Here is an 8,713-nt window from a genome sequence, read left to right on the forward strand (position 1 = left end):
TCGTCGGTCATCGTGGCGGTCCGAGGTTCGGGTTGTCGGTCTCAGCAACCCAACCCTACCGAGAACCACCACGGTGACCGCCATCATCCCAGCGGCCGCCTCCTACACCACCATCCGGGACGCGATCTCCGCTTCGAGCATCCGGCGTCGCAAATCGTGCTGCAGGACCTCATGGACGCCGTACACTCTAAGGGGACCCCATCCGTCGGACAGTTTGACGACTTGGCCAAGCGCCGTCCTTGTTGCCGTCATGCGGCGGCGTCCTGCGCGGCCGGGTGTAAATAAGCGCCGAACTGGGACCCTACCCGAAAGCGGCCGCAAGAAGCTGAAGTTGCTGCTAAAATCGGCGAGTAGATGGGGTCCCGATTAACGCCGATCAGAACCCCTCTCTTACGCTGCTTTTTCGAGCCTTATCAAGGCTGTTGCTTGACTTGCTGTGGGGTCCCAATTCGGCGCTTATTCACACCCCAGAGGCGATCGTCGAGCGACTGTCCCACGCCATGCAGGAAATCGCGCGCATGCCGGAGGTCCGGACGCAACTGGCCAGCCAGGGGGCGGAGGCGGTGGCCTCCACGCCCGCGGAGACCGATGCCTTGGTCCGCCGCGAAGTGAACAAGTGGAGCGAGGTTGCCTCTTCTGCCAAGCTGGACTGATGGGAAGCGCGACGGCCTGCATGGGCCGACCAGGCTACCGCGTTCGGCGATCAGCGACCTCTCCCCGCGGAAGCTACCATGAACCGCGTCACCCTCACATCCGATGAGCGCGGCCGCATCCCCGGTTCGCCTCCGCGATGACACGTGTGTTGACGCAATTGCTTCTGAGGCCCAGACCCGTTGGCAATATGAAGAAGGTACAGGGTCACATAGCGGTCGACCCGGGACGGGGCGCGGACGGGCGACCACCCGGGTTGCCGCTCGTCGGCCGTCTGCTCGCCTTCGGTGTCGCACTCCTCCTACCGGTACTCGCTTTCAACGGCGTCCTGCTCTGGCAATTCGCCTCGTCCGAACGGGACCGCTTGGAGAATGAGGTTCGGGATACAGCACGCTATGCGGCGGATGCGCTTGACCGCAAGCTTGAGGGGCTCGTCCTCACTCTGCGCGCGCTGTCGCTGTCCTCGCATCTTCAGGCAGGGGATCTTGAAGCTTTCAGGACGCAGGCGGAGGAGCTTGGGCACCTCAAGACGTTCACGGTGGTCCTTCGTGATGGGTTCGGCCGGCTGCTCCTCGACACGCGTCTGCCGCGAGGCACTCCACCAGTGCCTGGTTCGCTCACCGAGACGGATCTCCGGGCCCTACAGATCGGGGAACCAGTCGTCTCCGGCCTGCTCCTGGAGTCCAGCGGGAGATCAGCGGAGTTCACCATCGTTAGCCCGGTAGCAGCGGGTGCGGCCGCGCGCCCCATGCTGCTGAGTCTCAATGTGCCTGTCGAGCTGGCTCTCGAGGCGCTCCGACCGCAGGAGCTACCGAGCGGCTGGACATCGTCCTTCGTAGACGGTGCCGGACGGATTGTGGCGCGCTCCAACCGGAACGAGGAGTTCGTCGGCCACCTTGCGACAAACGATCTTCGCCGCAGCGCCACGGGCGAGGCCGGCACCTGGGTAGGCACGACGGCAACCGGGGAGCCCGTGGTGGCCGCCTACCAACGCTCACAGCTCTCCGGCTGGCGCGCTGCGGTTGGCGTGCCGACGGCGGTGTTGCGTGAGCCTCTGCGTCACTCGCTCTGGATCTTTGCCGGCCTGGCGGCGACGGCATTGCTGGCTTCGGCGCTGCTCGCGCACTCGATGGGCCGGAGCATCCCCATTGCGATCGGACGGCTCGCCTACGCTGCGCGCCGGCTGGCCCACGGCGACTTGGTCCAGGCGCAGCCGAGCGGCATCCGCGAGGTTGATACCGTCGCCGAGGCAATAGCTGCGGCTTCACTCGCGCTGCGTGAGGGCGCGGCGGAGCGCGATCGCGTCGAGGAGGCTCTGCGCGAGGAGACTCACGCACTCGAGACGTTGAACCGGATCGGCACGGTGCTTTCCGCCGAACTTAACCTCGACCGGCTGCTGCAGGCTGTCACAGATGCAGCAACGGAGCTCAGCGGTGCGCGATTCGGTGCCTTCTTCTACAATGCACCCGATCCCAGGGGTGGGTACCTCACCCATTACATTATTTCTGGCGTGCCACGGAATGCCTTCGCCCACTTTCCTATACCGCGTGCTACCGAGCTCTTCGGGCCTACCCTCCGCGGCGAGGGTATAGTGCGCATCGCCGACGTGACCCTCGACGCGCGCTACGGGCGCAATGCGCCATTCCGCGGAATGCCGGAAGGCTACCTCCCTGTTCGGTCCTACATGGCCATCCCGGTGATCGCGCGTTCGGGCGAGGTCATCGGCGGCCTCTTCTTCGGTCACCCGAAGCCGGCGGTCTTTTTAGAGCGTCACGAGCGGCTCGTGGCCGGCGTTGCGGCGCAGGCGGCGATCGCAATCGACAATGCGAGGCTGTTCGAGGAGGCTCGCCGCGCGAGAGAAGGTCTCGAGCAGCGCGTGGCCGAGCGTACACGCGAACTCAAGGACGCCAATGCCCGCCTCCGGCGGGAGGTTTCGGCGCGCGAGGCAATGCAGGCGCAGCTTGCGCAAGCGCAGAAGATGGAGGCGCTGGGCCAACTCGCAGGCGGCATTGCACACGACTTCAACAACGTCCTGCAGGCTATTGCAGGCGCCCTGCGGTTGATTGCGCGGCGGCCGGAGGACCCAGGGCGAGTCCGGCACCTTGCGGGGATGGCGTCGGAGGCAACAGAGCGCGGCGCCTCGATCACCCGGCGCCTTCTCGCCTTCGCCCGGCGTGGTGAGCTGCGGGCAGAACCGGTGAACGTCGCTGCAACGCTCGGTAACCTGCGGGAAGTGCTGGCTCACACGTTAGGCGCGGGAGTCGAGGTGCGCGCGGTTGTGGCCGGCGAACTGCCGCCGGTGATGGCGGACCGGGGGCAGCTCGAGGCGGTGCTGGTCAACCTCGCAACCAATGCACGCGACGCCATGCCCGATGGCGGCACGCTGACGTTGTCCGCTGCTCTCGAGGAAGTGAGTGATGGGCAGGCCCATGGCGCGGGCCTTACGCCTGGCGCCTATCTCCGCCTTGTAGTCGAGGATACCGGATCGGGCATGGACGCGAAGACGTTGGAGCACGCGACGGAGCCCTTCTTCACGACCAAGCCGCTTGGCCGCGGCACAGGCCTAGGACTGTCTATGGCGAAAGGCTTCGCCGAGCAGTCTGGCGGAGGCATTGGCATCGAAAGCGAATCCGGCCGTGGTACGAGGGTTTCGCTCTGGTTCCCCTGCTTTCCAGCCGAAGCTGATCAAGGTTCCGGGTCGGAAAGGGCGGCTGGGGTGCCAATTCCTATTACCGCCAGTGGCGCTCCAGAGACACCCGCTGCGCCCGGCGGCTCGGACCGGCGCGTGCTAGTTGTCGACGACGAGCCAATGGTGCGCGCCACGCTGGCAGCGGAGTTGAGTGCGCGAGGCTGGCACGTGATCGAGGCCGCAGGCCCGGTCGCGGCGCTGATGCGACTGGAGGCCAGCGATCGCCTGGACCTGCTGGTCACCGACCTTGCTATGCCCGGCATGAACGGACTTGCCCTTCTCCACGAGGCGCGCCAGCGGCGGCCGGGCCTGCCGGCGGTGCTGCTGACGGGCTATCTCGAGGACGACACGGCGCCGGCCCTGTGCAAGGCGGCTGCGGGCGGCCCATTCGCGCTGCTGCGAAAGCCGGTATCCTCTGACGACCTAGCGGTGCAGGCGGAGAGGCTTATTGAAAGGTGCGCATGACCGACGTGCTCGTGAGAAGCCCTGTTTGGGTTTCTGGCCGAGGCGCAAGGCCGATGATCTTCGCTCATAGCTACGGGTACGGCTAGGACATGCGGCGCTTGGTGGCGCTCGCATTCGGGCCCGGCTACAGATCTCCTCCAGGAGACCGCCCTTCTCATCAAAGCCGGATGCAGGTCTGTGACGGTGCCGGCCGGTGTAGGGCGACCCGGCGGCTCGCGAGCGCATTCCGCCCAGCTATCAAACCGGGTCCATTCTGCAAGTCTGCGATACCCCTGGAGGACCTCGTACGAGCCGAGCCCTAGGACAGACGTGGCGTGGCGTGAGCGCTGTTGGCCGCCTGCGCAGCAGACAGCGAAGCAGCATTCCCTTCGCGGATGGCGCGGTTCATGAGTAACAAGCCTGCTGAAAGCTTAGCGAGGTACCGGGCTGCTCGCGCGCGGACTGCCTCATGGCCGTCCTCCCCATGCGCAAGTGTGCAGCCCGCAAGGGTGATGGCGGTGCCGACAATCCGCGCCTCCAGCGCAGCGATCGCATCGTCGCCAGACGATGCCTTTCGATATGCCTCATCGGCAAGCTCGCCGGCCCGCTCGATCTCAGACTCGACCTTGTCGCCGTCGGTCAGGACCGCGGCGATCTCCGCCGGCGGATCAGGCTCCTCACCCGCCATCATGGCCAGGAGGCCGACAGAAGCCACCAGCGTGTGTATCGGGCCGCCGTCCCCGCCACGAGCAGCAAAGGCGCCAAAGGCCACCGCCAAAGCCGCCTCAGCCAATATCTCGCCGCTTTCGGCATCCATCCTGGCAATCGGCGTCTCCTCGTCGTCCCCCTGCCGGTCGTTGCCGTCGAGGGCCGCTTGTAAACTCCCATTGGCAAGGCCCCGAGCGACGACCGCCAGAGCCTGCTGGATCTTCGGATCAATGGACGAGGCCATGGATTTCTTGTCTCCCGGAACGGCAGCCAGACCTCTCAGCTAGGAATAGCAGCGCGCTCCAGCAACACGCCCCTACGCGGATCATCAGGCTCAGCATTCGGGCACTCGGTGCGGTACCGTGTCATACCTCAGCCCGGTGGCGGTGATGACAGGCCGTCCCGGACTTGGCCCGGGCTCATGGAATGTTGGCCAGCGGCGTCATCGACGCGCCTTGTCTCGAGGGGCCGACCGCGTGCGACGGTGATGTGGCTAAGTGGCCGCGGTGCCGGGGGCTCCCTCCCTGCAGGCCAGCCTTCTCTCTGCCGAGTCCGGTCGCCGTCATACTGAACGCCCCGGCTTTGCCGGAGGCCTGTTGGCTTGAGTCACGCCGCCAGGGCGGGTGTCTCCATCTGGGCATAGTAGCGTGCCTCGGCCTCGGCGGGTGGGATGTTGCCGATGGACTCGAGGAGGCGGTGGATGTTGAACCAGTCCACCCCCTCGAGGGTGGCGAACTCGACGGCCTCCATGGTGCGCCACGGCCCGCGGCGTCGGATTACCTCCGCCTTGAACAGGCCGATGACGGTTTCGGCGAGCGCGTTATCGTAGGAGTCGCCGACGCTGCCGACGGAGGGCTCGATGCCAGCCTCGAGCAGCCGTTCTGCGTACCGAATGGATAGATATTGCCCGCCCCTGTCGCTGTGGTGGGTCAGGTTGCCCTTCGCCGGACGGCGGTCGTGCAGCGCCTGCTCCAGGGCATCGAGGACGAACCCGGCATGGGCTGTCCGCGACACCCGCCAGCCGATGATGCGTCGGGCAAAGACGTCGATCACGAAGGCGGCGTAGACGAAGCCTTGCCAGGTCGCGACGTAGGTGAAGTCGGACACCCAAAGCACATTCGGCTGCGGAGCCCGGAACTGCCGGTTCACCTTGTCCGCCGGGCAAGGGGTGGCCTTACCGGCGATTGTCGTCCTGACTTCCTTGCCGCGGACCACGCCCTGCAGGCCTATCCGTCGCATCAGGCGTTCCACCGTGCAGCGGGCTGCCGTGACGCCCTCCCGGCCGAGCTGCCGCCAGACCTTGCGGGCGCCGTACACCCCGAAGTTCGCCTCGTGCACCCGCCGGATCTGCTCGATGAGCATCCCGTCCCGCCAGCCACGAAGCGAGCACTTGGTCGGATCGGCACGTCTCGCGACATGAGCGTGGTAGGTCGACGGGGCGATCGGCAGCACCCTGCAGATCGGCTCGACCCCGTAGGCCTCACGATGCTCATCAATGAAGGCGATCATGACTTCGAGCGGCGGTCGAGCTCCGCCATCGCGAAACAGGCCGACGCCTTGCGCAGGATCTCATTTGCCTGGCGCAACTCGCGGTTCTCGCGCTCCAGCACCTTGATCCGCTCCCGCTCCGCCGTCGTCGGCCCCGGGCGCTGGCCACCGTCACGCTCGGCCTGCCGCACCCACTGCCGCAGCGTCTCGGTCGTGCAGCCGATCTTCCCCCCAATCGAGCCAATCGCAGCCCATTGCGAGGCGTGGTCGCTCCCGTGCTCCTGCACCATCCGCACCGCCCGCTCCCGCACTTCAGGCGAAAAGCGGCTCGAAGTCTTCTTCGTCATGGCTCCACTTTCTCAAGGTTCGGAGCCTCCGCCAAACCCAGGGCGGTTCACCCTCGACGGCACGCTCAAGGAGCGCGAGGCTGATGCCGCCCGCACCAAACTCGACCACCATGAAGCGCATCGGCGAACTCAGCCCGCGCCGCTTGGCTCCATATGAGCCAGAAGCGCGCTGCATAGTGCCCACACGTTTCCAGCGAACCGGGTCCGGTACACACACTTGACATCCTGCCTTAGCGGGGACATCCGCCCAGCGTTCACCGCCTGCCGTGGCAGGTGCCCCTCCCTTCAATTCACGCATGCCACCCACAAGGACCGCCATGATCCTGCGCCTTACCGCTCTTGCGCTCGGCCTGAGCTTCGCCGCGGCGAATCCCTTGACCGCCCAGACCGCCGGTCCTCATACCGGCCACCATGGAGCGCGCTCGTCGGTGAGCACCATCAACGGCGCCGTCCCTCCCGGCATCATTCGTGGGCTTGAGGAGGTGACGGTGGTGCTCGACACGCTTACCTCGGACGGGCAGCGCCTCGTGATCACGCGGGGTATCCGCCGGGCTGGGACACGGGTCGGCATCCATGTTCATCAGCATGGCGGCCACACCTGCGTGCTGTCCGGCACGATCACGGATTTCGTCGAAGGCAAGCCCAACTCGGTCTGGCCGGCGGGTACATGCTACTACATGCCCGCCAACACGCCGATGTCGGCCGCCAACCTAGGCACCGAGGACGCCGTGCTGATGGACACCTTCCAACTGCCGCCTGGCGCACCGACAATCACGATCTTGGAGCCGGGCGTGGGACAGTGATCGCGCGGGGACCTTACCCCGCGAAGGCACTTTGTTGCAGGGATCGGGTAGCGGGGTGCCTTGGGGTAGGATGAGGTTGGGGCAAGTCCCCTCCATCTTTCAGGCCCTCCTCCTGCCGTTCAAAATGCTCGCCGATCGTTGACACCGGATCCCCAAGCAGCGGCACCGGGTGACGAACTGGGCCGCATACGACACCGGCTTGCGCGCTCGTGGCAGCTCGACCGTGTGGTTCACGGCGGAGGCGGTCACGACCTGGAACGCTGAGGCGCGCACCACTCGTGGCGGGCAGCCGCGCCCAGGTCCTCGTTGCCGAGGGCGATGCCGAAGACGCGCTGGCATACCAGGGTGGCCACCTCATGTTCGACCCGCTCCGGCGCCCGTGCGTCGCGGAAGCACGATGCGAAGCGCTGGACCAAGCCAATGGCCCGGTCGGTCGCGCCGAGCAGCAGCGCGCCGGCGTTGGAGGTGATCGCCCGGCCGTCGGAGCCGGCCACCACGGCGCGGCCCTCGACAGGTGCAAACTCGAAGGGCGCCGGGCTACATTCTGTCCGCATCGAGGCCCTCCTCTGCGTCCCGTTCAGTCTTTGCCGCAGAAGAATTTTCGCCGATTCAGAGCCCCGATACACCTGTGGATCGTGAGATATGCGGGCAAGGTTTTCTTGGTTGGCTCGCTTTGCGGGGCGTGTCCTGCCGTTAAACTTGGAATGCAGCAGCAGCCCGGGTGAGCAGAATCGGCAGATCGATGTCAGCCCAGTCCTGATCCACATCAGGCCTGGAGCGTGGAATCTCCTGCGGCTCGCCATCTATCCAGACCAATGAAAGCTCTACGCCGTCCGCGTGGCCAAGGACACGGCGGCATTCGTCCGGCAAGCTGAGGTCCCCCATGTATGGGTCTGTCGTAGGGGGAAGGGCTGGAATGTCGTCCATGCGCTGTCTCCAGATCTGCGGGTTTGCATCCGCAGTTGGAAGGTAACGCAACAGGGAGGCGGACGATGCATCTCCAGGTTGCCTTTAGACGCCGGCTGCTTCGGCAGGCCGGATCGCAGCCGCACCGCCGGTAGGATAGAGCGCTATGGTCTCGGGACCAGCAGTGGCGGGCTGTTCAAGCCACCTTGCTGCTCCGGCTTATGCCATCCGTTCCGCCTGATGCAGCAAGCGGCGCTGCTGCGCCAGCACCAGGGAGAGCCGATCGCTGCTCATAACCCGCAGATGGGTCAGCACTTCGTCCGGCCGCTGCGCTTCCGGGGCTGCCGGAACCGTGCAGAACTCCAGCAATGCCTGCTCCTCGATCCGCAGTACCCCGTGACGGTCGCGCGCGGCCTTGAGCCTTCCCGCACGAACCGCATTCAGGAGGGTATCGCGGGGCAGTTTGCACTGCTGAGCCGCCGCGGTGATGGACAGCATTGCGGCACCAGAGGTGAGGGTGGGTCGAGTGGACCTGGTTTAGACGGGCTCCGAGACGGGCCGGTGCGGCCCGTCTCGGTTGCCGGGTTCAGGCGAAGAGCATGTCCGCCGCGGCGATCTTGGTGACATGCGCCAGGAAGACGCTGTCGCCGCCGGTGTCGTAGGTGACCAGCAGGCCG

At 66.1% G+C, this 8,713-nt stretch carries 9 protein-coding genes and 1 other annotated feature; of the genes, 3 read left to right on the forward strand and 6 right to left on the reverse strand.

Annotated features, from left to right (window positions below):
• The first annotated feature begins 422 nt into the window (after positions 1 to 422).
• Both H7965_RS27150 and H7965_RS27155 read left to right on the forward strand, forming a co-directional pair.
• Positions 423 to 653 carry a tripartite tricarboxylate transporter substrate-binding protein gene (locus H7965_RS27150; protein WP_186773672.1) on the forward strand — a complete coding sequence of 77 codons (231 nt, stop codon included), beginning with the start codon at positions 423 to 425 and terminating at the stop codon, positions 651 to 653.
• Between the two features lie 254 nt (positions 654 to 907).
• Positions 908 to 3,805, forward strand: a complete 2,898-nt coding sequence (locus tag H7965_RS27155; RefSeq protein ID WP_186773673.1) for an ATP-binding protein — start codon at positions 908 to 910, stop codon at positions 3,803 to 3,805.
• A gap of 298 nt (positions 3,806 to 4,103) precedes the next feature.
• Here the strand turns inward: H7965_RS27155 and H7965_RS27160 are convergent, their stop codons facing one another.
• From H7965_RS27160 to H7965_RS27170, 3 genes are all read right to left on the reverse strand, one after another.
• On the reverse strand, positions 4,104 to 4,736 hold the full coding sequence (locus H7965_RS27160) for a hypothetical protein (RefSeq protein ID WP_186773674.1): 633 nt from the start codon (positions 4,734 to 4,736) through the stop codon (positions 4,104 to 4,106).
• Positions 4,737 to 5,098: 362 nt separating this feature from the next.
• Positions 5,099 to 6,327 (reverse strand): IS3 family transposase gene (locus H7965_RS27165; protein ID WP_186773675.1). Its coding sequence is split into 2 segments (ribosomal slippage): positions 5,099 to 6,030 and positions 6,030 to 6,327, totalling 1,230 coding nucleotides; the frame shifts between segments, so codons are not numbered across the junction.
• Positions 5,927 to 6,043, reverse strand: a sequence feature (AL1L pseudoknot). Its footprint overlaps the gene before it by 117 nt.
• Positions 6,293 to 6,448 (reverse strand): hypothetical protein, encoded by a 156-nt coding sequence (locus H7965_RS27170; protein ID WP_186773676.1) that lies wholly within the window; start codon positions 6,446 to 6,448, stop codon positions 6,293 to 6,295. The genes H7965_RS27165 and H7965_RS27170 overlap by 35 nt, the downstream gene beginning before the upstream one ends.
• 196 nt (positions 6,449 to 6,644) lie before the next feature.
• Between H7965_RS27170 and H7965_RS27175 the strand changes: the two genes are divergently transcribed.
• Positions 6,645 to 7,130, forward strand: a complete 486-nt coding sequence (locus H7965_RS27175) for a cupin domain-containing protein (RefSeq protein ID WP_186773677.1) — start codon at positions 6,645 to 6,647, stop codon at positions 7,128 to 7,130.
• 245 nt (positions 7,131 to 7,375) lie between these two features.
• Here H7965_RS27175 and H7965_RS32070 read toward each other — a convergent pair whose 3' ends face one another.
• From H7965_RS32070 to H7965_RS27190, 3 genes are all read right to left on the reverse strand, one after another.
• The gene (locus H7965_RS32070; protein WP_222440843.1) at positions 7,376 to 7,684 is read right to left on the reverse strand and encodes a transposase; all 309 of its coding nucleotides are present in this window, start codon (positions 7,682 to 7,684) and stop codon (positions 7,376 to 7,378) included.
• 139 nt (positions 7,685 to 7,823) lie between these two features.
• Positions 7,824 to 8,057, reverse strand: a complete 234-nt coding sequence (locus H7965_RS27185; protein ID WP_186773678.1) for a hypothetical protein — start codon at positions 8,055 to 8,057, stop codon at positions 7,824 to 7,826.
• 198 nt (positions 8,058 to 8,255) lie between these two features.
• Complete coding sequence (locus tag H7965_RS27190) at positions 8,256 to 8,534, reverse strand: helix-turn-helix domain-containing protein (protein ID WP_186773679.1); 279 nt, start codon at positions 8,532 to 8,534, stop codon at positions 8,256 to 8,258.
• Positions 8,535 to 8,713 lie beyond the last annotated feature (179 nt).

Origin of the sequence: Siccirubricoccus deserti, from assembly GCF_014283215.1 — a bacterium.
Lineage (GTDB): Bacteria > Pseudomonadota > Alphaproteobacteria > Acetobacterales > Acetobacteraceae > Siccirubricoccus > Siccirubricoccus deserti.